Source organism: Paenibacillus crassostreae (assembly GCF_001857945.1).
GTDB classification, from domain to species: domain Bacteria; phylum Bacillota; class Bacilli; order Paenibacillales; family Paenibacillaceae; genus Paenibacillus_AQ; species Paenibacillus_AQ crassostreae.
In genome coordinates, this window is sequence record NZ_CP017770.1 from 1,805,324 (window position 1) to 1,831,287 (window position 25,964).

A 25,964-nucleotide genomic window follows, 5' to 3' on the forward strand; every position below is an offset into this window, starting at 1 on the left:
GGAGACACTTCTTTTATTAATGTCACAGTTATAAAAACAAATATCCCCTAAATAAAATTCATGGTTTCCCATATCCATGAATTTTACCTAGAGGAATAATTCTACATACTTGTTACAAATCCCTTTTTTCGACACATCCTCCTTTAGTTAGTCCTTGTTATACATATTCAGCAACTTATACCTTATCTTCAATCCCTTAATCGTCATATTTTCTTGAACATCGGTAAGAATTATCAATAAATATGACCATAGTTTCCCTTCATGTTTCAATTCGTGATTTGTAACGTGTTGACACCATTTCACAACTGCTGCGGCTTTAGCCTGAACCACTTTACTATCAATATCAGCATCTTTTTTTACTTCTACAATGTATTGGCTGCTCTTCGTTTCGACCACAAAGTCAGGTTAGTATGTAGAATTATGTCCATTATAGATTTTAATATGGTTTTGATTCATAGATGGCTTTATCCACTTTTCGACTTTCGAGTCGTTTCCGTAAATAACAGAAAAGCCACGCTCGCTGTCAGAATCAATTTTTTGCTCCTTATAAAGGCATTTCAAAAACCCATCGATAATTTAATTCATCCTTTGAGGAAACTAATTCTATACTTCCAGACACAAGTATAATTCTTTCTATACACAATTCATCATCTCCATAGTCAAGATATATAAAAGACACCTTAGAGCAATTTCCATCACTCTAAGGTGTCTTTCTTTTACACAACGCGGAAAACTCTTCGGGTTTATCGAAGGAGAAACCCTTGATTCTACAGGCTTTTCAGCCTAATTTACCGCATGGAGCGTTTTTCTGCTCCAGCGGCGATGAAATCATGCCGCTCATGCTTTTGTGCGGTTTTGATGAGTTTTTGGTAATATTTAAGTAGGAAAGCGTAAAAGGATATATAAATAATTTGAAAACAAAGAAATATATCTCCCCGACTCTTGAAACTATTCTATTTCCACTAGTTTTTTTTCAATTCCGATCACTTCTAAGCCACCATCAAGTTAATGATATTTTTGCTTTGTTTCAGCAATCCACTCTGGAAGTTTAGTAGTTAGCATCATATTATGCTTTAACTTATTCCCTGCTGATTTATCAGTTGCTTTATTGAAATCCACACTTCTAATGAGATCATGAATATAAGGAACAACACTAGGTTGTGCAGTAGAATAAGCAAGTACTGACTTTTCAAGCGTAGCGCTATCTAGTCCCCACTCCACCGCAAAATCATTCACCGCATTTTGTAGCTTACTCAATTTCCAAAGTTCGAATGCTTCATCAAAATTCAAACTGTTTGATAAGTTGCCAGGTACAAGCTCAGTATCTACAAATTCCTTCAATAACTGTGCTTGCTCATGTTCCCCCATATTACTCAACTCTTGAATTTGTTCGTAAATAATACGGAGCGTTTCTTTATCTACTGTTTGCACACCATTTGGTGAAGTCACTTTTAAACCGATTAAACTAAGAATATGGTTTGCGTCTATGACTTGTGTCCCTGCTAACTTTGTTTTTCCAACAAGTGCATTAACGGGTGTGGGCAGCGATGGAGTGCCGGGTTGCCACGTTAAGTTTCTATACGCACCGAGATATTGCAACCACGTATGCTCGTCAATCCCAAAAGAACCGTCATTCCACTTATACTCATAATATTGTTGAACCAAATTAAACTGTTCGGCGGCATCCTCAAAAGCAAGTATAAATGCTTCTTTTGCCACTTCATCATCTTTTATTGTCTGCCAGTCTGTAGGGTTAGGTAGAGTAGGTAGCAATTCGGCAACTTTGATCTCTAGCTTTTGTACCGCGGTTACATAGGTATCAACAATTGCCTTACTGCTCTTTCCACCACTACTATATAACCTCAAAGCTTCATTAACAATTTCTTCGGTAATCCGTGGATATTGGAAGTTAATAATCGTTCCAAACTCTTTAGTAAAGCCAAATATACGGTTTGTTCGTGAATAGGCTTGAATCAAACCTTGAAGTTCAAGAGAGCGGTCTACATAAAGCGTATTAAGCCACTTAGAATCATAGCCTGTCAATAGTTGATCTGCCACAATCACAAGATCTATGTTCTTAGTGTTACGCCCACTACCACCCCTCGTGGCACGTTCCACAACATCTTCAAAGTAAGCATCCTCACCATGTTTTTTATCACCAGCGACAAATTCAATGCCCGTAAATACAGCATAGTCCTTAAACATAGCTCTTACAATCTTAGGGTCAAGTGGCGTAGTGTCATTTTCATTCCCAAAACTAAAGGTCATAGCGATATTTAATGTTTCCCCACGCTCCGTCAGCTGCTTCTTAAATTCATCATAATAAGCCATCACTCGATTTTTATAAGCGACGGTCAAAATCGCATTAAATTTCCCATCTTGTGATTGTGATTCCCAGTTATTCAGAATTTCTTCAACTACACGTGGAATATGTGTTTCATCTTGATAGATTAGTAATTTGTTTTTCTTCGCTTGTTTTTCAACGTCAACTTCTGAAAATGCTTGAACTTGACGTTCAATATCTCTTTCAAGTTTCTCTGGGTGTTCTTCTTTCATTTTCTCGATAAGCTGTTCTCTCAAATCTTCGTAACTCTTAAACTCTCCCGTATTGATATAGTCAACGTGAAAGCCTAGTACGTTTTTATCTGCAATCGCTTGTTCTATCGTATACTCATGTAAATTAGGCCCGAATAGCTTTTCGGTCGTATTAATGACTTCACTTTTTTCGTTGATCATTCCTTTGATCAAGTTTTCATCAAATAAAGGCGTACCCGTAAAACCGTAAAAGAGTCCATTTTTCTTGAAGTATTGCTTAATGCTCCCCATCATTTGTCCCATTGTTGTACGATGTGCTTCATCAATAATAAAGACAAATTTCTTATCCGCCAAACTAGCATCGTGAGCTTCTTCTAGTTCCTTCACTACATTATTTAGTTTGAATGTTGTTGTCACCACAATACCGTTTTTAGCTGATTTAAGTATTTTTTTTAACTGATAGGTGCGTTGTGTATCATCAACGGAAACCGACTCATAAGCTGCATATGCTTTGAAGTTCTCGCTCGTCCGATTGTCTAGTTCACGCCGATCAACAAGAAAGATGACTTTATCAAATCCTGCTCTAGTCGATAAAAACAAAGCAGTTTTGAAGCTAGTAATCGTCTTTCCTGAACCAGTCGTGTGCCATACAAATCCGCCATGAGGTAATTTTTCATCGTTGTCCCAACCAAATGCTGCACCTTCAACCGCTTGCAGGGCATGGACTTGATAAGGACGCATAAGCATATGTCGTCTGTTTTCTTCCTCGCGTGCTTCATCAATAACCAAATAATCGCCTACTATCTGATGCGCCATAGGAATCATCAGAAATTGTCCAATTACTTTTTCCCAATCGTTTACAACATTATTTTTCTTATCCGCCCAATGGAAGACAAAACTAGGGTTAAAGTCTTCATACGTTTTTGGTGTAGCGAAATAACGAGTAGCGATTTCAGAAGTAATGACCATCATCTGTGAAAACGCCATGAAGTTATTATTGTATTCACCGCCACGATAGTAACGCATAAACTGTCCAAATGCTTCATCTAGCGTTTTATCTGTCCGTTTTTGCTCGATATTGATAAGCGGCAAGCCGTTTATCAGTAAGACTATATCAAAACGGTTACCGTTAGGTGTCTGTACCTCTCTAGCAATTCGATAACTAGAGTCTCCACCACGTACTTCTGCTTTTTTGAAAATCGTCAAGGTGATTTGTTTTCTCGTAATTATTGGATTGTCGTCACGATAAATGCCGTCGATCTTGCCTTTCGATTCTTCAATGGCTAGTATCTTCGCTGCTTCATAACTGTTGCTGATTTGCTGAACTTTAGCCATCACTTGGCTGAACTCGCTATCCGTCAATTCCACACCTTCAAGCTGATCAGCATTAATACGATTGAGTTCACTACGCCAATGATTAACCAGGTCAACGACGGTTACTTTTTGCTTGTTGCCATTTAGAAAGTCAGGCGCTTCCCATTTATATCTTTGCAGCTCTTTGATAAAATTTTCTTGAAACGTTTTCTCTGACGCATTTTTTGGTGTATCACTCACAGGTTATTCCCCCCTTCTATACATACATCTCATTTAGATATGCTTTTTTTAGATTTTGTAGTTTTTCCAACTTACGCTGATGAAGGGTGATGAGGGTGTCGAGGTTTGCAAAAAAGTCACCTATTTTCTTCTGTTCTTCTCCATCTGGTAGCATAACCTCTTGATCTTTTACTAAATTAGAATTCAAGTTAACTTGACTACCAGGTTGTCCGTATTGTTGCCATTGCGGGCGGAACATCTCCAACCACTGGAACATAAACTCGCGGTCAAATTTTGGATTTTGAAATATTAAGAATCCATCGTGCACACCAGTCTTAACATAATTCACAACGGGTTTTCCAACCGTTGCGGCAATACTCAACAATAGATGCGGTTCTGTTAATACACGGGTTTTTTCTTGCCCAGCTTTTGATATACGTTGTTCAAGATAACGAATACGTCCTTCTTGCTCGGTTACATCCGAAATTCGTAACCATCCAACATCAGATTTATCATCAAACCATTTCGGGTCTTGAATTGGTCGAGGACTTGCGCCACGTACAATATCAGCAACCTCCCCCAACTCACGCTGTTCCCAAGCTCCAGTAAACCCCGCAAATCTCCGTTTTGGTTCACTCTCACCTTCAGCGGGAAACATTTCAGAAAGATAAGCAGCTTTTAAGGCTTTCGTCTTTTCTAACTTACGCTGATGAAGGGTGATGAGGTGGTCGAGACTTCGGAATAATGATCCGATTTTCACTTGTTCCTCACCATAAATAGGTACTTTAATTTCAAGTTCTGCTAAGTCATTTGAGTTGATGGCAGGATAACTTGTCCCCGTACTTCTATCTAGAACAGCCTTAACGAATAACTCTTCTTGAACACGACTAAGCAAGAAATAACTATCAATACTTGGTCGCATTTGTGCGTAACCGGTTGAGAAAACATAGTTATCATAAGGCAGGTCATATAAATAGTTGTTCTTTTGATAAGGACGAACTGTTTGATAAAAGACATCTCCACGTTGTGCTAACCGTTGAGCTCGAGATGGTGCAGATTCTTTTGATTCAGTACGATGAGTAATCAAATCAGTACCTACAACGGATTCCAAATCAACGTATTCAAACTTGTCTGGCAACATTGATTTAGGATTAAATTCAGCAAGCTCCCCCAGCTTACGCTGTTCCCAATCGTGGCTGTTTAGAAATTCCTGAAATCGTCTTTTTGGTACTAAATCTGTTTGTCCCGTCATGATCTCACCACCAATTCACTCTTCAATGCTACAAACGCTGCTTCCAAGTCACGACTTTCCTCGTCGAGCACTGACAATGTCTCAACATAACGATCATGCAACAACTGTAGCGTGTTCAGCTCTGCATTTAGCGGTAACTCCGCCAAACCGACGATGGTTTCCACTGTGTTGCCGAACCATTTTTCATACATTAATATATCAATTTCTTCATTTGTTAATGTCAGAATACGCTCTTGTGCAGCTTCTTTAAGTGCTTTTTCATCTGCTTTTACTGCTTTGCTAAGTGTTGATTTATCTGTAAATAACTCTTCAACATTTTTCAGAAGTTTATATTCAACCGTTCCTTTGCTTGCTTTCTTTAATTCCGCCTTGACCGACTTATTTTCAAAAGCCTCGCCAGCTTCATTTAAGATTCCACCTAAAGCATCGGCTTCATCGCTATCTTCAACTTTCGCAGCCTCTACTAAGTCCGAAAGTTCATTTTCAATTCCTAGAATACGCATTTTCTTTTTTTCGATTCTTTCTAACTCATCACTGTACAAACGTTTTGCTATCAACTCATTCGGTACGATAATACCAACCCAACCATCTTGCTCTTCACGTTTTTTATCGCCTGATCCTTTCGTCACCATATTAGGCTCACGAGTTCGTCCTGCCGTATAGAAATCACTCAATGCGATAATTTCTGTATCATGGACCAATGAATTTTTCCAAATCTCCGCCACAATCTGATAACCGTTATAAACATCAATATATTTAAACTCCGCCAAAAACGTCTTGATTTCAACAAGCATGTCATCCATTAACTGATTCAAATTGCTATTGTTGTCTACGACTCGTAAAATGTCCCAATACTTATAAACATATGATTTTGCTTTACTTTCGATTTCTTTCGATTTTGCAACAATGCGAGCGTCACTTAATATTTCCTTAGATATTTCCTCAACTGGTTTCAAAAGTTCAACATAACCATTACGAATTCCCTTCAAAGACTGATCTAATATATCTGGCACTGTAGACTGCAAAACCTTCAAGTCTTCAATATTCTGTTGAGGAATCCCACCAAGTAAATGTGCATCCACATCTTGGGGAATTTCTTCGTCTATTGCTTCAACATAGCGAGGAATGTTCATGTTATATTGATTTTCGAGAATATCTTTACGTTTCGCCAAACAGCTATAACCCTTTTCTTCTCTACGCTCAACATATGTATCCACAATTTTTGCAATGTCTTTTTCTTGTAGAACATTCTGTTTGCCGACTTTAATAAAACTGCGAGAGGCATCAATAATCAAGACAGGCTCATCTATTTTACGACTCTTCTTCAATATCATCACGGCTACTGGAATACCTGTATTGGTGAATAGGCTACTCGGCAAGCCAATGATACTATCAATGCGGTTTTTCTCTAACAGCCTTTCACGAATCTCTCCCTCAGCCCCACCTCGGAATAATACTCCATGAGGCAAGACAATCGCCATCGTACCATTTTGACCTAAGTGAAATAATCCATGTAAAAGGAATGCGAAATCCCCTTTTGAATCTGGTGGCAATGCCCCGGCAATTTCAAAACGAGGGTCACTGATTTTTAACCCTGCTTTGTTCCAACCTTTTACGGAATAAGGTGGATTCATAACTACTGCATCAAACTGTACACCTTCATTCGGACGTTCTGGGTCTTCGGGCCAATCATGCGAAAGCGTGTCCCCATTTTTAATCGTCATTTTTTCTGGACGGACACCATGAAGTAATAAATTCATACGAGTCAAGTTATAGGTAGCTGTATTCTTTTCTTGCCCGTAATAGCTCAAATCCTTTTGGACTTCTTTACCTAAATGCTTCTTAACCGTCAAAAGTAGCGAACCAGAACCAACAGTGGGGTCATAGATTGTCTTAACATCAGACATTTTTGCTACAATTTGTGCCATGACTTCACTAACTTGATGGGGCGTGTAGAACTCCCCTGCCTTTTTCCCTGATTCCATTGCAAACTGACCGATAAGATACTCATACGCATCTCCTAATACATCGCCTTTTTGCAATGCTACCATGTTCAAGTCTGCAAACAGCAAAATTAGAGACTTAATGTTTTTACTACGCTCGTTTAGATTGCTACCTAAAGCCGTATCCGTTAAATCAAGTGTCGAACTTGAAAACAATCCTTTGAAGTCATTAGAATCACTAGATACAGCAATTGTGCGCTCGAAATTATTCAAGCTATCTGTTACTTTTTGAACTTCGAAATTTCCTGAATTAATGTCTTTTAACCACGATTGGTAGAGATATTCAGGAGCAACATAATAACCAAGTGCCATTTGAAGCATTCTATCTAGTTCTTCACCGTATTCTACTTTTGCCTTTACATATTCCTCTACTAATTCAGATTCAGTTATTTGCCCTAAACCGCTGCTTATTTTGAATTCTTCCAACGTTTTATCACTCAAAAACTTATAGAACATCAAACCAAGCATGTAATCTTTATAACGGCTGGCATCCATTGAGCCACGTAATTCATTTGCTCCGTCCCATAATCTACGTTTAATTTCTTCTGATGTAATCACTATGTAACCTCCATTGATTTCTTTATTTTTTCAGCTTGAATATAGAGCGCTCGCTCGCCCATGATCTCGGATTGCTTGTAAATCGGAACTAAATCATAACCAGCATCCGCAAGCACATGAGAAACGGCCAGGTCTGTATGTCTTTCGGCTAGTCCTTTAAGTAAGGGAAAGAAAGCTACGCTGTAAGGATATATTGGCTTTTGCAGTCCTCTTGAAAGGCTTGTTGAACTAATAGTTCTTGCGATTGCTGAAAGACTTGGGATTTTTAAAGTTTTTGAATTAGCCGTGTATTCGAAGCTTCGCTTGAAATTCGATCCGAACCGGTGAAGCGATCATCTCAGGTGCTTCTTCATAAATCATATCTTAAAAACGTTTAATATTCCGATTTATTATTTTTCATCCTCGAATGTATAGGCCTGCAACACAGCTTGTCTAATCGAATTCCTGATCGGTTCTGGCCAGATCACTGTATTCGTATGCTCAACAACAAGATCATCATCATGAAAAGCTATAAAGTGAAAAGGAATGGCTTGCTGTTCGGAGAACGCCGCTGCATTGTACCTCTGTACTTCATCCTCCAGTTCAAATATAAAAGGCAACCGTAATGGATCATCTTCCCGATCATAGATCAAAAAGTTAAAAACAAACTGAAAAACAGCGGCAGCTTCGACCTCAAGCCCCCATTTTGAGTTGCGAATTGATTCCAGTTCAATGTCCTCATCAAGAGAACAAAACAATTCAAGTTCACCATCACGATTTGTCTGATGGAGTAATTGCCCGCCAGCTAAAAAATAAGCGAATAGTTGGAAATTACCTAGTCTGTTAATGATGCTTAAATCTCCAATGTTCTTTATTGGATCGACATCTATATTCACCATTCTTTGTGGCAAGTTTAATACATCAAACAATTCCGTTTCTATCCAGGGCATCATACAAAGGCCTATACAAAATAGTCTTTTAGACTTATTCCACAAACATGCAAAAATAACCTTCATTCGACATCATTTACCACCATTGTACACTATGTTCCTGTCGATTATTTGTCAGCAGGTACATGTTAGTGTATCCACTTCACTCTGCCCACCCCGGAACCTCAACCTCAAACTCCCTACACGTACGCTTTATTTTTTTCTTGTAAGGAAAACACCAATCCCTACGCTCATAGATTACCACTTGTCGTTCTTCCTCATTTCCCTCGTAATATTGAAGCTCTGCCTCCAATTCTTGCGGCGTAAAGATACCGTGTTCGCCATTTCCCTTACAGGAATAACAATAGAACCAACCGTTAATATACGTGTCCGCATCAACCTCTAATATATCCCCACAATAAGCTTCACATTTATAAGATTCCACGATTGACAATTCTACTCCGCGCTTGTCACAAAACGGCTTCAGAATTTCAAATGCCTCTTGGGCCATCTCCTCATTATCGAATACATAGTTCAATCTATCTCGCCAGGGATACTGATGATTCTTGATTACATAGAGGATAAACTCTTCATAGCCGTCTAAATACAAATCTGTGCAAATCCGATTGTATATTTCTTCTTGCTGTTCATCTGAAACTCTATAATCCTCTATACTTCCGTCCACCCAATATAGCACCTTTCTATTTGGCCGCCATGCAAAAATACACCTCTGAAGCTCTCTCAGCTTCAGTGTGTATTGATAGATTTCCCAAGCATATGGGCCATCGTCTCCTTCTGCACGAATAAAGTCATCATGTTCTCCAATCAACTCGTCCATTTCTTCCAGAAGCTCGTCAACAACATCCTCTAAGTTTCCGACAGTATTACATAGCGTTTGTTCCCATGTATCCAGAAGCTCAGTATATGCATGTCGTAGGATCAGATAACTATCCTCGTATGGATGAGGTTCGATATCGTGCTTGTCCTGGTACTCCTCCATACAATCTTCTGAACAATACTCTGTTCCTCTAGCATCAATGATATACTTCTCATCCATTTCTTTTCCACAATGAGTACAAGTCATCTTATTTCCTCCCCCTCAACTCATCATCTATTAACATCGGCGAACGTCCAAGCAATGTCAGTCGCCATTCCAAGAAATCTACATCTCCAACCTCTAATCTGTACTTCTCTTCGATAACATTCATTGCGTTGATATAGGCTTCTCGTGAAACCCATAAATCAGATGGTTGCCTTGGAACCGAGCCGAATAGTAGCACTAAGAACTCTTTATAAGCTAGGCTAATCCGCTCAGCTGCGGAATCGCCGAAAATGGCTTGAACGATTTCCTTAATGGCTGATTTTGCATTCTTTCGCTGTCCGAGCGTCGAATAGGTTCCTTCGAAAGTATCCGCATGAACAGGAACAAATGTCATTAATTTTTGGTGAAATTGCCCGATTATTGTGTCGCGATAACAGAACGTAATGACTCTTTCCCGATGATCTACGATAATCTCAATATTACTCTTGCAATATCGGCCGTTCAGAATAGCAACCAGCACCTGTTTAGAACGTTGTTTACGCAAGCGTATATTTGACATCCAGTGCTTCTCGCCAGATGGAAGTTGCCAAAATTGATTAATCCTGTCCCAACGTTTATCGCTATCTGGGATAGATTTCAAATAGGCATGGGGATTTTGAACTTCCTCATTTGCCAACACTATCAATTTGTTATTTACATCCATGTCCATTTCTCCTATCATTTAATTTCGCTGTTGATCTCTTGAGGAGTCTGTTGTTTTCATTCCCACTCACCCACAATATACACACGCATCTCGTAGAACTCTTATTAAGTGGGACTAAAGTTTTATAATCTTCGTATATCGTAAAAATACAAATCTATATTATTACCTTGATACAGACCTAAAAGCATATAAACCGAACAGTGATAACTCGTTCAGTTTATATGCTTTTCTATTTAAAACACGCCGTTCACGGCTGTTTATTAAATTCCAACTAAAGAGGAGATGGTTAACATGCCAGCAAACATCGAAACCATGTTTTACGTAAGAGAAGCACCATGGCACGGACTCGGCAATAGAGTCGAACACGCACTCAGTTCGGATGAGGCATTACAAGCAGCCGGTTTGGATTGGACTGTCATTCAGAAATCAATTCAAACCGAAGACTTCGCTGAAATCCCAGGCTACAAAGCAAACATCCGAGCATCCGACCAACGGATGCTCGGTGTCGTTACGGACAGATACAAGATTGTCCAAAATTATGAAGCATTCGCCTTTGCTGATGAACTGCTTGGTGAAGGGGTGAGATTTGAAACCGCGGGTAGCTTGCAGAACGGCAAGAAGGTATGGCTGCTCGCCAAACTGCCGGAGAACTACATCATCGCTGGGGATCGTATCTCACCATACATGGTGTTCTCCAACAGTCACGATGGCAGTGGGAGCATTAAGGTGGCGATGACCCCAGTACGCATCGTCTGTCAGAACACCTTGAATTTAGCTCTTAATAGTGCTAAGCGGATGTGGACTACCATTCATACCGGTAATATCAAGTCAAAGCTGGAAGAGGCCAAGAAGACGTTGCTCCATGCTGAACTGTATATGGACAAGCTAGGAGTCGAGATTGATCGACTCCATCGGATCAAAACGCCTGATCATAAGGTTTTGGAATATATTGAATTTCTGCTTCCAATGCCAGAACAGGCAACGAAGCTTCAGGAGAAGAATGTTCAGCAACTGCGTGAGGATTTGCATGCAAGATACTTCGAAGCACCTGATCTAAAACAAGTCGGTAAAAATGGTTATCGCTTCATCAACGCCGTCTCGGATTTCGCTACTCATGCCAAACCACTTAGAGAGACAGCATCTTACAAGGAAAACCTGTTTCTGCGTACGATGGAAGGCAATCCGCTTATCGACAGAGCTTATGAGTTGATTTTGGCTACGGCTTAATAAGTAATCTAAGCTCCAGTTCAATGATCAGACTATCTTAAATCTATTGGAGGTCGCTTGTTTGCATGAACAATAACCAGTTTGAATTAAGATCGCTACTCGCAGACTCTCTCCGTGAGAAGCCTAGCAGCTATATTATCGATCAAATCTTTTCTCTTTGTCGCACAACGGAAGAATTGATCGAGGTGACCGAACAGGAGCTAACTTCGATCAAAGGCATTGGTCAAATGAAGGCAAGGCAGATACTCGCAGCACTGAAACTTGCTCAGGCATTAGCCGCCACAAGTCCACCCATTTGTAAGATCCGCTCTCCTGAAGATGTATACAATCTCATTGAGCCAGAATTCCGCTATCTACAGAAAGAGCATTTTGTAGTTATACTACTCAACTCTAAAAATGCGGTAATTGCCACAGAACTGATATCCATTGGTTCCCTCAACGCTTGTCTCGTCCACCCAAGAGAAGTGTTCCGTCCAGCCATTAAGCGTAGTAGCGCATCGATTATCTGTTGTCATAATCACCCAAGTGGTAGCCCTGATCCAAGTCCTGAAGATATATCAATCACCAAACGCCTATCGGATGCAGGGACTCTAATCGGAATTGATGTTCTCGATCATATCGTCATCGGTCACAAACAATATGTAAGCTTAAAAGAACGAGGGTTAATGTCAATCGTACATTAACCCTCGTTTTTATTTTCGGAGGTGTATAAGAACAATGGCTAAAGCACTAAAATTCCATGCGGATATTCTTGTAGAGACTGATAACCTGTCCTATGAAGAGTGGCTTGTCCATCGGCGGGATGGGATAGGTGGTTCTGACCTTGCGGCGATTTGCGGCATCTCAAAATGGAGATCACCCATGCATCTCTACCTAGAGAAATTAGGAGAAGCCCCACTAGAAAAAATGGGCGAAGCTGCTGAGTGGGGAACGAGACTAGAACCCCTCATTGCAGATAAGTTTGCCAGTGAGCATCCTGAATGGGCGATCACGGAGAAGAAGGTTATTTACTGCCATCCTGAGCATCGATGGGCACTTGGCAATATCGATCGTATGATCATCTGTCCCAAGCGTGGCCGAGGCATCTTAGAGATTAAAACCGCAAGCGAGTATCTGCTTAAGGAATGGAACGATGGAAATATTCCCGATTACTACTACGTCCAATTACAGTGGTACATGTTTGTGACAGGTCTGGATTGGGGCTATTTTGCAACACTCATTGGCGGTAATAAATATCGGGAATACGAGGTTATACGTGACGACGATCTCATAGTTCAGCTTCTCCGGCTTGCCAGTGAATTCTGGCATCATTATGTACTTGCAGGTAACTGTCCTCCTGTTGATGGCTCAGAGGCATGTACAATACTTCTGAATCGACTCTATCCTGATGCTAAAGGCAATACTGTCATTCCATTAGAAGAGATCGTACAGATTGAAACGTATTTCGACCATAAACGTGAGCTTAAGATTTTGGAGGAGACGATTGCTGAAATCGAAAATCAATTCAAAGTGCTAATGGGCAGTCACGAAATTGGCATCACTGGAGCTTACAAAGTGAAGTGGGAAAACCGAAGTCGAACCGGAGTTGACAGCAAACAGCTTAAGGAGCTTCATCCTGACATTCATGAAGCATGTCTAAAGAAAACTCATTTCCGCCAGTTTAGTATCAAGAAGGAGGCTGTTACGATTGCCCACTGAAGTAATAAGCCTATTCCAACGATTAAATGCCCCCTTCCCCTATACAGAATACCATTACGACAGCTTTGGAGACCGCTGCTACATCTCCGGCCAATCCATTACTGAACGTCTGAATCTAGTGCTTGGAGTAGGCTATTGGAAATATGAAGGCTTATATGATACTGAAAAAATCATTCAAGATCCAGGCGGCAAAAACTCACGTGTGAAGATCTATGTCCAATTCAGCTTTTTTAATAGCGAGCTAAAGGAATGGATTACTTTTATTGACGCAGGGAGTGAACAAATTAAATCAGGCATGCACGAAGGCGATGCGACGAAAAGTGCGATTACTGATGGTATGAAGAAGTGCGCAAGCCGATTAGGTGTCGGTAGTGATCTTTATAAAGGCTTGATCACATGGGACAAGCATCAGCAAATCATCATCGTGCCCCAGCATTATAAGCACTACTATCACGATATAGGCTGGATAACGGAAACTCCTCCCTCTTCTCAGCCTCAATCACCAAATCGTCGGACGAGCAATAAATCAGAGCTTACAGATAAACTAAAGAGCAGACAATCAGCACTTGCTAGTCAAATTAAAGCCACCTGGCAAGAGCTTGCCGGAAGCCTCGATGGATTTGATGAATGGTATGCTAAAAAGCGCTCAGAGCAGGTCAGTGATCAACAAATCATGAACTTGCTACAAAAGCGACTGCGCCAAAAGCAAATAACAGCAACCGCATAATAGTTATTATTACAACGGTCAGTCAAATTAGCTGACCGTTGTTTCATTTCAGATGTTAAGAAACGACATACCGACATACGCAGTGCTTTACGATTGGATTATATATTATAGCTGTATACACGTTGACGCTAAGCTAGTTAGCGGTCTTCCGTTAAGTGCGGAACATAGTGAAGCAGGTTCATAGAAAGTCAAACTCATCTTTAGATGATGCGCCCTGTTTTCAGTTATTCATATCCTCAAAATATTTCAATGCGTATCTCAATCCTGCGAGAGATGCTGGTGGTACTAATCCATACTTTTAACCATTTATTTGGCTGTTATATCATATTGAGCACGCCCTGAGTTTGCACTATCGTTTAAGTGGGGTGAGGAAATTGAAAAATATTGAAGTTATTGGTGAAAACATCCGCATATTACGACAAAAAAGCGGATTGAGCCAAGAGCAGCTTGCTTTACTTTCTAATATGAATACATCCTATATCGGACAAATCGAGCGAGGTGAGAAAAATCCTACTATCCGAACGTTGGAAAAAATAGCAGCGGCCCTGAAGATTAATATTACTGATTTATTTACATTATCAAGTCCGTCTACAAAAAGCGATAGCCCTCCCCAATCTCAACAATATCTAGCTATTCTTACTCCTGAAGACATTAAACGCTATATGCTTGGAATTTTAAAGGATGAGAGCAATAACACGAAAGGCTAGCATTCCCCATGCGAGACCCAGAAAATTTTATTCAAAGGAGCCGCTTATGCAAATCCAATCCAATCAGCCAATTGTTACAAAAAATATGGATACAACTGACGAAGCTATCTCAATCGAAACTCCAATGAAGGCACTCAAAAAGTTGTATATCCTCTTCATCCCATTAGGAGGCATAACATTTGCATTTGGAGGTCCCATAGCAATTGCTTTTGGTCTAGTAATTGGTTGGGCTGCAGCCTACATAACCCTACAAGCAATCTCAGGCATCAAGCTCATCAAACTAAACTTGAGAAACTATACCTTATCGCATCCTGTAACAGATGAGCAGCTCTACGAGCAATTATTAACAACTGAGCTTCACCCTGATTTCAAACTCGAAAAAGGGACCTGGGGAGTACGATTCGTATTCAAGAACACCACAAGACACACCATTTTCATCGATCACAAAAAGCAAAGCTACTCTATCGTTTCAAAGTTGACCAAAAAGAACCTTATCAAGAAACGGCACAATCCAGGAGTAACAGAGTATTCTTATGCATTTACAGCAGTTCCTATCATCAAGCAGATCATAGAAACTGCAGTAGTCAAACATGCATTGAGCAATGAGAGCAAAGAAAACACGACTATATCATAGGGGGAAATTCTACTGATTGTACTGTATGTAATAATAAGCATCCCTTTCGGCTGGGTCTTTATCAGCAAGCTGCAAAGAAATATCACGGTATTTACAACCATTTCAAACTATATCGTGTACAAGATCATTCTCTCGACCTTTATTGGTTGGGCCGTTACTCCGTTTTACCTGGTCTATGGTATCTTCAAAATGTTTCGGAGTACAAAGCAACGAGATAGATCCCTTGAATAATAGATTAAGGAAGGAGCTATAATTGCTCCTCTTTTTTTTGCATTGAAGACTATTAATGTTTCATTTTTGATACTTATTCCGCAGTGATATAGACGAAGAACTTTTCACCAGGAGTGCAAAATAACAAAGAATAATGCTCTTTAATGTCGATGAAAATGATTTAATGAACAGAATAGTAACTATAGTATAGGGAGGACATTTTTATGTATGATGATTACTATGGAGAGATACTTACTGTTCAAGAACTAGCTGAGTTGTTGAAAATTGGTATGAATACAGCATATAATTTAATTAATTTAAATGAGATCGAATCATTCAGGGTAGGTAATTCACATCGGATTCAGCGGTCTGCTGTGACAGATTATATTATTAGAAAATCAAAACAACGTAGAAGGAAATAAGGTGAGGATGATTTATGGGGAAGCGCCACTCAACGGGAATAAAAGATAAAGTTTTTGATTACTTTGGTTTTGAGTTCGATCATAAAAGGAAAATCTCCAACTACGAGGACGTTTGTAAATCAATATCTTTGGGCCCAGTGTTCGAACAAATTTGCAAACGACTTCAATTAAACTGCGACAAATTGCGCGGGCACATAGTAAACTATGTACTGCATTTAATCTACGAGGATGTAATCACTATATCGCTCGAAGAAAAGGTACTGCTACAAAAGTTTGGTTATCTTTGGTCAGATGAATATGACGATGATGAGGATAACTTCTTTGCAGGCATTGCTGCAGAATATTTCAATAAACCGGAGGATTTCATTGAGTATTTTTCGCTCGAGTTTCTATGTGACCTGTTTGATATTGGTATTTCTAGGGATATGGGCTCGAAAGCAACTAGAAATGAGCTGCGAAATGCCGAGATATTGTTAACGAATCAAATATTTCCTGGAATTCCAGTCGATTATAGTCTGAAAGAAAAAGACATAGAAAGCTCTGGGGATATTGAATTCTCATATGATGAAACAGATAACTTATGGCACCGATATTCCAGAATATCAGGATCACTTTACAGGGTTCTAAATAAAAAGCTAACTGAAGGTGAGATGACACTAACAAGACAACCGCAATTTATCATTAATAAACGGCAAAACAAAGATGATACAAAAACATTCTTCCAGAATGCTCTTCAAAAAACTAAATGGTTCGTAGAGACCCTTGAACAGCAATCAACGAATCACCCGTCCTACGAAGAGTTATTGTTATTTGAAAAAGACACCAATATGCTGTTTTTATTGGAAGCGTCCATATTCATGGCTGCCGCTAATAACAATTCAAATCAATATAAATATTCTCCGGACAAACAGAAAATTCTTGCGTCTTTTATATTAATAAACGATCTAAACATTCGTAGTTACCTTGACGCGGCTTACTATAGTGGAGTTGATCTGCTGGTCGAATTGGAAAAACGGGATAGCTACAACTACTTCTTTTTACTTAACTTTATATTGGTGCCGTTCCTCACTAAATTTATAAAAACAGAGCTTTCATTGCTTGTACCTCAGGCATTTACTGGGGCTTCAGAATCAGAGGACCATACACTATCCCCTATCCTCAAAGGAAAACTGGCGAAGTTGTACAAAAAAGATTTCTTGTATAAATTAGTTAAAAATCCAAAAAAACCGAGCTTAACACCGTTCAGAAAAAAGCTTGATTACATAGGGCAATGTGAACATATTGAGAGCATCCAAAATGATTTTATTCAACTGTATTTCAAAGCAAGAGATGTTAAGGTCCGGATAAATCAAAACAAGAGGATAGGTCAAAGTTTTAATTTACTATTAGCGACCGAGCCCTTGAAGTGGTATAAAAACAATAGCATTAAGATAATGGACGACATAGATGGAGCCATAGAATATTTGGCTGGAGTAATTTCTGATGACTTCAAAGACATTGTTGGAATGAACTCGAATAGTTCTGATTCGAAGATTACCTTAGAAAAAATAATCGATGATCTCGATTCCTATTTCAAGAAACTGAATAATGTAGAAGAAGTGAAGTTGTCGCAGGACAAACTACTTAGGGAATTGAATAAGCGTGGATGGAACTTAAGATGAAGAGCAACGGAGACGTTGCTCTATTTTAATGTCTATGGATTGGTAAATTTTTCAAGTATAGTGGGGTTATTTACCAAAAATTAGCCTTGTTATTCTGAATTTAAGTTATTCATCACTCCCCGTTGGAGTCCTAGACCTAACCGGCGTGTTAATAACAATTCATTTACGAGGAGAATGGGACATGAACAAAAAAACGTTATTCGACAATCTTACCGAGAAGGAACAGCGGCTCTTTACTCAATTTACAAAAGGGAAGAAAGACATCCAGGTCTTGGCGTGTAACGGGAAGGAATCTTGCGCCATTATTGACCAGACAAATCTCGACCCGTACAACCTCATTATCGGCATTGTCCGAAACGATGAAAGGCTCTGCATTGGTCGATATGGTGAACAACATTTCTCTTTCATTACCGGTCAGCCCACGAGTCTAACAAGAGTCTGGATCGATGTTAAGGGGCAGGGCGACTTTAAATTTCACATCAATTGTCGTGACCAATATTATGAACTTTCCAATGATGACGATGAGGTTGAATACAATAACGAGATCATGATCGCGCTACTTCATAGTCCAGACTACGTCCAGTTCTCGATGTATGACGGTAATTTACCGTATAGGAAGTCCAGTCATATCTTTACCGCATCCAAGATAGCGAGTGACAATATCAGAACCATTGCACATAGTTTGCTGAATCAGCACTTTCCCGGTCTTTCCCGTTATTTAATCCAGTTAGAAGGTGACGGGAATGAAACGGAATAATCGGACTTTATATCGTCAAAAGGACTTTATGGACGCTGATGATTCTCTCTATGAGAAACTGGATCATATTAGATCGGGAAAACTGAATATAGACTTTCTGAAATCTAAGGACATGGAACTGGCCACTACGGACAGCGATTTCACATGGCCTACTGATCGAAACGTTAGTCGTTCATTCGTTCAATCACACGATATGACTAACAATGACACAAGTATCCCCTCCACGTTAAGGCGTGGAGGATTACAGCAGGAATTCATGGATAACCATAATATGCAGATTGAAGAACCTGACAGCAAGGAGAATAACATTCCCCAAAATCAGCGAGAACCTAAGAAGAACAATAACGCAAGCCAGGAAGCAAAGATACCGATCGATGTCCAAGCGAAGATGGCTTTGCTTGGAAAAAGGGTAGTTCGATGCTGTGGCACAACGGCGTTTCTCTATGACGTTGAGTTTGGTTGCTTCGAGGAACAAACGGAAGCAAGTCTCTACGTAGCTATCCGAAAGTGTATAACCCCGGAAATGGACATGAAACTCGGTAAACACAAGATGGCAGAAGTTGTCCACCGCCTTGTTAGTAGTCCGGAGCTTCAAGTTTCTTACACGGAGTTTGACAACCACACTCACTTAATCAATTTTCGGAACACGGTCTTCGATGTAACCCAGCGGAGATGCTATCCGCATAGTCCGGAATACTTGTTCACAAGTTACGTCGATGCCGATTACGGGGAATCGTCTTCTAATATTCGGGTTTATCGCTCGAATAGAGGCGGCGACGAACGAGGAAATTGTTTTAGACGTTTTCTGGAGGATTGCACAGCTGGGGATCGTCTGAAAATGAAGTCTCTACAGCAATTAATGGGCTACATTATCAGCAATGAATGGCGGGCCAAGAAGTTCTTCGTTCTGATAGGACTTCCCCACACCGGTAAGAGCGTATGGCTTTCGCTAATTCGTTCGTTAATTGGTCCCAAACATACAACCGCAATGTCGTTAAAGCAACTGGGTGAGAATCGGTTTATGAGCGCCGAGCTATTCAAATCCAAGGTCAACATCAGTTCTGAAATGGATGAGAACGGAGCTATTAAAGGCACTGATATCATTAAGGCACTCACCGGGGGCGACCTTATAACAGGCGAAAAAAAGGGTAAAGACCCGTTCCATTTCTATGGAAAAACGAAGCTCGTTGCTTGTGGTAACCATATGCCTTTGCTTAGCAAGCTAGATGGAACAACCGCTTTCACTGACAGAATCCAATTTCTTGTGTTCTCCAATACCATCCCAGAAGAACGAAGGGATAAATCGTTACTGGACAAATTGATTGCGGAGAAGACGTACATTGTGGAATGGGCATTGGAAGGTTTTCACGAGTTAATGGACAATAGTCTGATCTTTACTGAAAGCGATGAGGCTCGTACTTTTAAATCGAGATACATTACGGAATTGAATAATGTAACAGAGTTTGTTCGTGAACGATGCCGTGTCGATTTGGATAACGATGAGTGCAAGGTTCATCGCAAAGTTCTTTTCCCTGCTTACAAGCAATACTGTCGGGATAATGGCTACAAGTCACTGAGCAAGCAAGAGTTTTTTGTAGAAGTCTCAAAACATAATGTGAAACCCAAAAAAATGAGGATCAACGGGTCTACACCTTTGGAGGGTTTCCGAGGAATTCGACTATTAACAAATGCCGAGCTTAAATCCTCACTTACTGAAATACAGTAGGTTTCATTGCTACATTGGCTACGCCATTAAAAATGCTCAAGTAATACGGAGTATTAAGCCGTTTTTAACGTAGCTTGCTCTTGTCTACTACTTGGCTACATGCCGCAACAACCTTTATCAATCCAATAATATATCCGGAGGTACAACCATTGACGACTCGCAGCTATAGAAATCAGGTAGTATCTTACGAAGCGTACGCCAAAGGGAGTATCATGGAAGATTTTTATGAACAAGCGAATCGCAAGGAACAAAAGCGAAATATGAAAAAGAAAAAGTACGCAAAAAAGTACGTGATCCAGCGACTGCGTCAATCGGATAACCGATAATCATTAAACATCGGAGCACACACGTTATTCCCGTAATCTCAGTTATATATTATTTATCTGAATACATTTGGAAAGAGGTTTTAACATGAGAAGGAACCCGATAAACTACAACCGGATTTATTTTTTAAATGAAGCTCATCAGGAAAATTTCCGAAAATGTATACAGAAATTTGCTTGCCGTACGAATGAATACACCTCCACTTGTTATCTGGCCGCATATCCAGAAATTTTCAAGTGCTTCGATCTTGAACGTCAAGAAAACGGGCCATTCGACTGGTACTTCGATTCCTTGGATAACGTTTCGCTCCAAGAGCACCGCTCGACAGGTTCAACAGCTCCACTAACCGGACAAACCACTGCACTTGTTAACCTTGCACTTAATCTGTGGAACGGGAAAGAATTTGATCTAGCAAGTGGACTTTCTATATGGGACTCCGAGCTATATGCAGTCGCTCTTCAAGCGATCAATCTACGACAACAAGGGAGGTCCATAATCGATGAATAAATCTGATTATCCACTTATCCTGCAAATCAAAGACGTGAAAGAAATTTTAGGTGTATCCCGCTCGACAGCTTACGAAATTGCAAGGGAGCCGGATTTCCCTTTACTCATCATTAACTGTAGAAAAATTGTATACCGAGACGACTTCTTCAAATGGCTGGATTCCAAGCGTACCAATCCTAATGTGATATCAGCATAACGGAATCTTCTACGTAGAGATGGCTTATGCCATCTCTACACTTTTTAGAAAGGATGATCATTTATGAAAGGTTACTTTAGAAAACGTGGCTGTAAATGCGAAGGCAAACGCTGTACATGTGATGCAACCTGGTCATTCACCCTTGATATCGGTCGAGATCCACTCACGGGTAAACGAATCCAACGACAAATGGGCGGGTTTAAGACCAAGAAGGAGGCTCAAGCTGCATGCGCTGCAATGCATACGGAGCTTGCGGAGGGAACCTACATAGCGGAAAAGGAGATGTTATTCCCCACTTTAGTCGAAGAATGGCTAAAGCTTTATGAAACCACGGTCAAAATTAGTACCGTACGTGTTCGAAAGCATGAAGCATCTCGACTGCTCGATTATTTTCAAAATCATCAGGTGAAAAGCATTACCCGGAAAGCTTATCAAAATGCCTTGTTAGACTTGTACAAGCGTGGCTTTGCGTTAAATACAATTGCTGGCATTCATTCAACGGGACGAATGCTATTTAGCAAGGCAATCGAGCTAGAAGTCATCAAGATTGATCCAACGCAATATGCAAAGCTACCTCGCCACCAGAAAACAGTTGAGGAAATTGAAGCGGAAGAAAACAAGGTCAAATATCTTGAAAAGCATGAGCTGTCTAAGCTTCTTCAAACAGCCCGAGAGCACGGTTTAACGAACGATTATGTAATTTTCCTGACTCTGGCTTATAGTGGCTTACGAGTCGGAGAGCTATGTGCATTAACATGGAATAGTTTGTCATTTATTGAAAATACGCTGTCCGTAACGAAGACCTATTATAATCCTACTAATCGAGCAACGGAGTATCATTTACTAACACCTAAGACAAGCACATCGAAACGAACCATCGAAATAGACCCAAATGTATTTAAGGAGCTTGAAAAGCTAAAAGCCCGTCAAAATGAGCTTAAAATGCTTCATCGGGATGTGTATTATGATCAAGATTTCGTATTTGCCAAAACAGAGAAGGATATGGGCTATCCTGAGTTCATTAAGACAATCCAGAACCGTTTGAGAAGGCTTCTACGGATCGCTGGCTTGAATGAGACACTAACCCCTCACTCTCTGCGTCACACGCATACCTCATTGCTTGCCGAGGCTGGAGTTGGCATTCATGAGATTATGGAAAGATTAGGACACCAGGACGACGAAATTACAAAACGTGTTTATCTCCACGTCACCAAAACTATGAAAAAAGAAGCTTCTCAGAAGTTCAGTGAACTCATGCAAAACTTGTAATACTAAGGGCTATTGTTTTAATAGTCCTTCTATTATCTTTTTGTATTATCAATGGCTTGTTGCTGGTCATGTAATTTCTCTAACTCATCAACAAACCTTATTATTTCATCCGTTATGACTTCTATTAAATTATATAATTCATTCACATCAGGTTCCGCAACTTCTGCCAATTCTTCATGTCGATCAAAAGCACGTTGGGACGCTATCTCTGTAGCCTCATCTAGTTCATCATAATATGAAAGTTCATCACTGATTAGTTCACAAGCAAAATCTTGATGATCAAAGAATGCTAATTCATATATAGGTGATTCTTCTTCACATAAATTTCGGGCAGTCTCTAGGTTACTAATAATGTTTGACTCAAAAAAAGTGTCATGCCCAGTAACGCTAATCAAATCATTTATTTCCTCATCAAATTCATACAATATCTCACACAACTGATTAAGCTTTTTAGGAGATACATATGGATCTCTCGAATTATATACCTCATTCTCTTCGAATCGACCTACATAAGTAAACAATCCTTCCTTCATGCTATCTGTAATAGACATCATATCTGATAATAGCTTTGATAGAATAATTTGCTTTTTATTAAATATATCACCGAAATACTGAATCCCTTCATCTTCAATTAAAGGTACCAAATTTTCAATAATCAGCTTTACCTTCTCGGGGTCACGAATAAGTGTACCTGTCTCTCTGTTATTCATGCTTTCATCCGAGAAATTCGCTGAACCAATGTAAGCTATATTATTTGTTAGTACTATTTTAGTATGATTATCAAAGTGATAAAAAGTGGCTACACCATCTATCTCATTTGAATTCAACCGTTTTGTATAATTCTTGATGCTATCTTTAGCTTTTTCACGTGCTGAATCACTATAGTAGGTATCATAATGATTTGGAATATTTGTAACAATACGTACCTCTGCATGTTCTGCAGAATCTTTAAGTAGATCTAATAAGTGATTTCTTTTTGCAGAGATATTATATGTGGTTACAAATATATACTCTGCATTCGGAAAATCATCCAAAACCTCCTGATAATTTAATTCATCCTTTGAGGAAACTAATTCTATACTTCCAGGCACTAGTATAATTCTTTCTAAACTCAATTCATCATCTCCTTAGTCATGATATACAAAAGACACCTTAGAGCAATTTACATCACTCTAAGGTGTCTTCATTTTTACACAATGTGGGCAAAATGTGGGCAATCAGTGTTGCCCTGAGGAGAATCCCTTGCTACGCAAGGGTTCAGCCCTCAGTTTACATCATGCCGCCCATACCACCCATGCCGCCCATATCAGGCATGCCTGCTTTTTCTGGTTCTGGCTTGTCAGCAATAACTGCTTCAGTAGTCAAGAACATTGCAGCTACAGATGCAGCGTTCTGAAGAGCTGAACGAGTTACTTTAGCAGGGTCAACGATCCCAGCTTCGAACATGTTCACCCATTCATCAGTAGCAGCGTTATAGCCGATTCCGATAGCTTCTTTCTTCAAGCGTTCCACGATAACGGAACCTTCTTGACCAGCATTAGCTGCGATTGTGCGAATTGGTTCTTCAAGAGCGCGTAATACGATGTTCACGCCTGTTCTTTCGTCACCAGTCACGTCTACAGCATTTACTGCATTATATACGTTCACGAGTGCAGTACCACCACCGGATACGATACCTTCTTCAACTGCAGCGCGAGTTGCGTTCAAGGCATCTTCGATACGTAGTTTGCGTTCTTTCAATTCTGTTTCAGTAGCAGCTCCAACTTTGATTACTGCAACTCCGCCAGACAATTTAGCTAGACGTTCTTGCAATTTCTCTTTGTCGAACTCGGAAGTAGTATCTTCCAACTGAGATCTAATTTGGTTAACACGAGCATCGATATCAGCCTTGTTACCAGCACCGTCTACGATAATTGTGTTTTCTTTGGTTACACGCACTTGACGAGCAGTTCCCAATTGTTCAACTGTTGCTGTTTTCAGATCAAGACCAAGTTCTTCTGTAATCACTTGTCCGCCTGTCAATGCAGCGATATCTTGAAGCATTGCTTTACGACGATCACCGAATCCTGGAGCTTTAACAGCTACTGCGTTGAATGTTCCACGCAATTTGTTCACTACCAGCATAGCTTGTGCTTCGCCTTCGATATCTTCAGCAATAATTACAAGTGGTTTAGCTTGTTGAACGATTTTCTCAAGCAATGGCAAGATTTCTTGTGTGCTGGAGATTTTCTTATCTGTGATTAGGATGTATGGATTATCAAGAATTGCTTCCATTTTATCCGTATCTGTAATCATGTATGGAGAAATGTATCCGCGGTCGAATTGCATACCTTCCACGACTTCCATTTCAGTTGCGAATCCACGAGATTCTTCAACAGTGATAACACCATCGTTTCCTACCTTTTCCATAGCTTCAGCAATCAATTCGCCTACTTCTTCGTCAGCAGCAGAGATAGATGCAACTTGTGCAATGGATTGTTTGCCTTCGATTGGCTTAGCAATGTTCTTAAGTTCGATTACAGCTGCTTTAACAGCCTTCTCGATCCCTTTACGAATAACCATTGGGTTAGCACCCGCAGTTACGTTCTTAAGACCTTCACGAATCATCGCTTGAGCAAGAACTGTAGCTGTAGTTGTACCGTCACCAGCAACATCATTTGTCTTGGTAGCTACTTCTTTAACAAGTTGTGCACCCATGTTCTCAAAAGCATCTTCCAATTCGATTTCTTTCGCAATCGTAACACCGTCATTAGTAATAAGCGGGCTACCGAATTTCTTCTCAAGAACTACGTTACGACCTTTAGGTCCCAAAGTAACCTTTACAGCGTTTGCCAAAGCATCAACACCGCGAAGCATAGAGCGACGAGCATCTTCACTAAATCTAATATCTTTTGCCATTGTGATGTAAACCTCCCATTTGATTATAAATTAATTTCGTTCGTTCCTATGGTTTAGGCTAATTAACCTAAAATAGCATGAATGTCGCTTTCTTTCATAATCAAATATTCTTTACCTTCATATTTGATTTCTGTACCGGCATATTTAGAGAACAATACTCGGTCACCTTCTTTAACTTCAAGAGCAACACGTGCCCCATCTTTTACGGCACCACTACCTACAGCAATAACTTTGCCTTCTTGCGGCTTTTCTTTAGCGGAGTCCGGAAGGACAATCCCGAATGAAGTCGTTTCTTCTTGCTCGATTGGCTCTACCAATACGCGGTCACCTAAAGGTCTGATCATGAAAAATAGCCTCCTTAAATTATTATAGTATGTTGTTATGCAGTTACATCTGTCGATATATGTATTAGCACTCGACAAGCATCAGTGCTAACAACTAACATTTATGATACTCAACTTTAGCAT

Annotated in this window: 23 protein-coding genes; 14 read left to right on the forward strand and 9 right to left on the reverse strand. The window is 40.0% G+C overall.

The genetic code is table 11. The annotated features are described in order from the left end of the window. Window positions 1-1,005 precede the first annotated feature (1,005 nt). The 6 genes from LPB68_RS08580 to LPB68_RS08605 form a co-directional block, all read right to left on the reverse strand. Window positions 1,006-4,089 carry a type I restriction endonuclease subunit R gene (locus LPB68_RS08580; RefSeq protein WP_068661337.1) on the reverse strand — a complete coding sequence of 1,028 codons (3,084 nt, stop codon included), beginning with the start codon at window positions 4,087-4,089 and terminating at the stop codon, window positions 1,006-1,008. A 16-nt stretch (window positions 4,090-4,105) separates the two neighbouring features. Then, window positions 4,106-5,320, reverse strand: a complete 1,215-nt coding sequence (locus LPB68_RS23380) for a restriction endonuclease subunit S (RefSeq protein ID WP_082865859.1) — start codon at window positions 5,318-5,320, stop codon at window positions 4,106-4,108. Beyond that, complete coding sequence (locus tag LPB68_RS08590; protein WP_068661338.1) at window positions 5,317-7,881, reverse strand: type I restriction-modification system subunit M; 2,565 nt, start codon at window positions 7,879-7,881, stop codon at window positions 5,317-5,319. The genes LPB68_RS23380 and LPB68_RS08590 overlap by 4 nt, the downstream gene beginning before the upstream one ends. Before the next feature lie 389 nt (window positions 7,882-8,270). Next, window positions 8,271-8,789: a hypothetical protein gene (locus LPB68_RS08595; RefSeq protein ID WP_162274308.1), complete on the reverse strand. Its 519-nt coding sequence runs from the start codon at window positions 8,787-8,789 to the stop codon at window positions 8,271-8,273. Between the two features lie 163 nt (window positions 8,790-8,952). Continuing rightward, window positions 8,953-9,873, reverse strand: a complete 921-nt coding sequence (locus LPB68_RS08600; RefSeq protein WP_068661340.1) for a hypothetical protein — start codon at window positions 9,871-9,873, stop codon at window positions 8,953-8,955. Between the two features lies 1 nt (window position 9,874). Next, window positions 9,875-10,534, reverse strand: a complete 660-nt coding sequence (locus tag LPB68_RS08605; protein ID WP_068661341.1) for a hypothetical protein — start codon at window positions 10,532-10,534, stop codon at window positions 9,875-9,877. A 291-nt stretch (window positions 10,535-10,825) separates the two neighbouring features. Here LPB68_RS08605 and LPB68_RS08610 point away from each other — a divergent pair, with 291 nt between their 5' ends. The 14 genes from LPB68_RS08610 to LPB68_RS08670 all read left to right on the forward strand — a co-directional run bounded on the left by LPB68_RS08610 (window position 10,826) and on the right by LPB68_RS08670 (window position 22,599). Beyond that, window positions 10,826-11,761: a DUF932 domain-containing protein gene (locus LPB68_RS08610; RefSeq protein WP_068661342.1), complete on the forward strand. Its 936-nt coding sequence runs from the start codon at window positions 10,826-10,828 to the stop codon at window positions 11,759-11,761. 65 nt (window positions 11,762-11,826) lie between these two features. Next, on the forward strand, window positions 11,827-12,444 hold the full coding sequence (gene radC / locus LPB68_RS08615) for a RadC family protein (protein ID WP_068661343.1): 618 nt from the start codon (window positions 11,827-11,829) through the stop codon (window positions 12,442-12,444). A 34-nt stretch (window positions 12,445-12,478) separates the two neighbouring features. Continuing rightward, window positions 12,479-13,459 (forward strand): YqaJ viral recombinase family nuclease, encoded by a 981-nt coding sequence (locus tag LPB68_RS08620; RefSeq protein ID WP_068661344.1) that lies wholly within the window; start codon window positions 12,479-12,481, stop codon window positions 13,457-13,459. Next, the gene (locus LPB68_RS08625) at window positions 13,449-14,186 is read left to right on the forward strand and encodes a Rad52/Rad22 family DNA repair protein (RefSeq protein ID WP_068661345.1); all 738 of its coding nucleotides are present in this window, start codon (window positions 13,449-13,451) and stop codon (window positions 14,184-14,186) included. The genes LPB68_RS08620 and LPB68_RS08625 overlap by 11 nt, the downstream gene beginning before the upstream one ends. A 374-nt stretch (window positions 14,187-14,560) precedes the next feature. Then, the gene (locus tag LPB68_RS08630; protein WP_068661346.1) at window positions 14,561-14,893 is read left to right on the forward strand and encodes a helix-turn-helix domain-containing protein; all 333 of its coding nucleotides are present in this window, start codon (window positions 14,561-14,563) and stop codon (window positions 14,891-14,893) included. 46 nt (window positions 14,894-14,939) lie between these two features. Next, window positions 14,940-15,527 (forward strand): hypothetical protein, encoded by a 588-nt coding sequence (locus LPB68_RS08635; protein ID WP_068661347.1) that lies wholly within the window; start codon window positions 14,940-14,942, stop codon window positions 15,525-15,527. Window positions 15,528-15,961: 434 nt separating this feature from the next. Next, the gene (locus LPB68_RS08640; protein WP_068661348.1) at window positions 15,962-16,159 is read left to right on the forward strand and encodes a helix-turn-helix domain-containing protein; all 198 of its coding nucleotides are present in this window, start codon (window positions 15,962-15,964) and stop codon (window positions 16,157-16,159) included. 14 nt (window positions 16,160-16,173) lie between these two features. After that, entirely contained in the window at window positions 16,174-17,820 is a 1,647-nt protein-coding gene (locus LPB68_RS08645; protein WP_068661349.1) for a hypothetical protein, read from the forward strand. Between the two features lie 181 nt (window positions 17,821-18,001). Beyond that, the gene (locus tag LPB68_RS08650) at window positions 18,002-18,577 is read left to right on the forward strand and encodes a hypothetical protein (protein WP_068661350.1); all 576 of its coding nucleotides are present in this window, start codon (window positions 18,002-18,004) and stop codon (window positions 18,575-18,577) included. Continuing rightward, the gene (locus LPB68_RS08655) at window positions 18,564-20,303 is read left to right on the forward strand and encodes a DNA primase family protein (protein WP_068661351.1); all 1,740 of its coding nucleotides are present in this window, start codon (window positions 18,564-18,566) and stop codon (window positions 20,301-20,303) included. Before LPB68_RS08650 ends, LPB68_RS08655 begins: the two co-directional genes overlap by 14 nt. 149 nt (window positions 20,304-20,452) lie before the next feature. Beyond that, window positions 20,453-20,629 carry a hypothetical protein gene (locus LPB68_RS22740; protein ID WP_157756247.1) on the forward strand — a complete coding sequence of 59 codons (177 nt, stop codon included), beginning with the start codon at window positions 20,453-20,455 and terminating at the stop codon, window positions 20,627-20,629. An 85-nt stretch (window positions 20,630-20,714) separates the two neighbouring features. Continuing rightward, window positions 20,715-21,134, forward strand: a complete 420-nt coding sequence (locus tag LPB68_RS08660) for a DUF6075 family protein (protein WP_068661352.1) — start codon at window positions 20,715-20,717, stop codon at window positions 21,132-21,134. Continuing rightward, complete coding sequence (locus tag LPB68_RS08665; protein ID WP_068661353.1) at window positions 21,127-21,330, forward strand: helix-turn-helix transcriptional regulator; 204 nt, start codon at window positions 21,127-21,129, stop codon at window positions 21,328-21,330. Before LPB68_RS08660 ends, LPB68_RS08665 begins: the two co-directional genes overlap by 8 nt. A 63-nt stretch (window positions 21,331-21,393) precedes the next feature. Continuing rightward, window positions 21,394-22,599, forward strand: coding sequence for a site-specific integrase (locus tag LPB68_RS08670; RefSeq protein WP_068661354.1), 1,206 nt, complete (start codon window positions 21,394-21,396; stop codon window positions 22,597-22,599). Window positions 22,600-22,631: 32 nt separating this feature from the next. Here LPB68_RS08670 and LPB68_RS08675 read toward each other — a convergent pair whose 3' ends face one another. The 3 genes from LPB68_RS08675 to groES all read right to left on the reverse strand — a co-directional run bounded on the left by LPB68_RS08675 (window position 22,632) and on the right by groES (window position 25,841). Further along, window positions 22,632-23,714 (reverse strand): phospholipase D-like domain-containing protein, encoded by a 1,083-nt coding sequence (locus LPB68_RS08675; RefSeq protein WP_068661355.1) that lies wholly within the window; start codon window positions 23,712-23,714, stop codon window positions 22,632-22,634. Window positions 23,715-23,868: 154 nt separating this feature from the next. After that, entirely contained in the window at window positions 23,869-25,497 is a 1,629-nt protein-coding gene (groL, locus tag LPB68_RS08680; protein ID WP_068661356.1) for a chaperonin GroEL, read from the reverse strand. A 62-nt stretch (window positions 25,498-25,559) separates the two neighbouring features. Further along, window positions 25,560-25,841 carry a co-chaperone GroES gene (groES, locus tag LPB68_RS08685; protein ID WP_068661357.1) on the reverse strand — a complete coding sequence of 94 codons (282 nt, stop codon included), beginning with the start codon at window positions 25,839-25,841 and terminating at the stop codon, window positions 25,560-25,562. Window positions 25,842-25,964: the final 123 nt, after the last annotated feature.